The 1,260-nt window shown below is 65.2% G+C and carries 3 protein-coding genes; 1 reads left to right on the plus strand and 2 read right to left on the minus strand.

Annotated elements, in window-relative coordinates; genetic code table 11:
• The first annotated feature begins 123 nt into the window (after window positions 1-123).
• Window positions 124-492 carry a hypothetical protein gene (locus ACZ4FV_RS52400; protein ID WP_465328556.1) on the plus strand — a complete coding sequence of 123 codons (369 nt, stop codon included), beginning with the start codon at window positions 124-126 and terminating at the stop codon, window positions 490-492.
• A gap of 75 nt (window positions 493-567) precedes the next feature.
• On the opposite strand, the gene ACZ4FV_RS52405 is transcribed toward ACZ4FV_RS52400, so the two are convergent.
• Window positions 568-858 carry a hypothetical protein gene (locus ACZ4FV_RS52405; RefSeq protein WP_395873938.1) on the minus strand — a complete coding sequence of 97 codons (291 nt, stop codon included), beginning with the start codon at window positions 856-858 and terminating at the stop codon, window positions 568-570.
• Window positions 859-984: 126 nt separating this feature from the next.
• The gene (locus ACZ4FV_RS52410; protein ID WP_465328558.1) at window positions 985-1,251 is read right to left on the minus strand and encodes an ATP-binding protein; all 267 of its coding nucleotides are present in this window, start codon (window positions 1,249-1,251) and stop codon (window positions 985-987) included.
• Window positions 1,252-1,260: the final 9 nt, after the last annotated feature.

Below are 1,260 nucleotides of genomic sequence, written 5' to 3' on the forward strand. Positions count from 1 at the left end.
CGCTCCCGCTCCACCGGGGTCATCCCCAAGCTCCCCATACAACGGGTATGCCCTCATTTGACACACCGTCAATCGGACTCGGAAACCTCAGTAGGAGAACTGAAAGCTCGTTGGGGAGTGTCCATGCAAGCCCTCATCATGCGGTCGCGCCACCTCGAAATCATCGACAAGGAACGCACCCAGAGCCTGTTCAAGCAGATTGCGAACAGGGGTTGGAGGCTCAACGAGCCGGTAATTGTTCATCCGGAGCAACCACTTTTGATGCGGACGATGATGACCCGGCGCTTTGGCAAGAGCGGGGCGTCGTCGAGGCAGGCGTCAGAAGAACTGGGTCTCAACCTCGTCCTCTTGCGTTCCCTCGTTCCAGAGGTCGGGGCAGCTTCGTCGGTTGCCACGGCGCAGGCACCACGAGCGGATGTCGTGAACCTGGCCTCGCGTCGTCGACAGGTTCCTGACATCGAGATAGCAGATCGCAAAAGTGACTGGGGATGAGCCCTACCAAATGCGCGAAAGCCCCCGCCGCTGCCCACGAAGGGCAGCAGCGGGGGCTCTTTACGCAGGTCGGACTCACACTCCGGTTCGGAGATACTCCTTGACCCTGTCCTCAGGCTCCGGCGGTGGCCCCACCGGATCACGCGCCCACCGATACAGACCCTCGTAGGCCCGAGCCAGCGCACGCAGCAGCGACCGCATACTCCGAGCCTCCGCCCGCATCTCGTCTATCTCCATGGCCTGCTCCGCGCGGATCGCCCGGAACGCCTCCAGATCCACGCGCCGCTGCTCGGGCTCCGCCTGGGCCTGAGCCGCGGCACGAGTCGCCTCCGCCGCCGCGGCCTTCGTCGCCCTCGCCGTGAACAACCCCGCGATGACCATCCCCGCCGTGCCGAGAATCCCGAGCAGTGGACCCCGTGGCCTCATGCGCCGGCCGGGCTGAAGCCTAGCCAACCGTTCAAGTATCCCCGTTGGGAGCATTGCTCGCCGGGCTCAAAGAGTTGCCGTCGTTGAGGTTGTCTGTGCTCGTTCGGGGGTCGGGTGGGGGGAGAGGGTTGGTGGCGTGGGTCTTGGGGGGTGGGGGGTTCGGGGGAGGGTTATGGCTATGGTGAGGCCGCCGTGGTGGTTGGCGGTGGTGGTTATTCGGGCTGCGTGGGCGTGGACTATGGCTTGCACTATGGACAGGCCCAGGCCGGAGCCCTTGGCGGAGCCCGTGCGGTTGGGGCGGAAGCGGCGGAAGGGTTCGTAGAGTTCGGGGATGCGGTCGGC

Source organism: Embleya sp. NPDC025285 (assembly GCF_055558835.1).

Bases quoted from the DNA above. Each gene is read 5' to 3' on its own strand.
- ACZ4FV_RS52400 (WP_465328556.1), top strand. From the start codon at position 124: ATGCAAGCCCTCATCATGCGGTCGCGCCACCTCGAAATCATCGACAAG.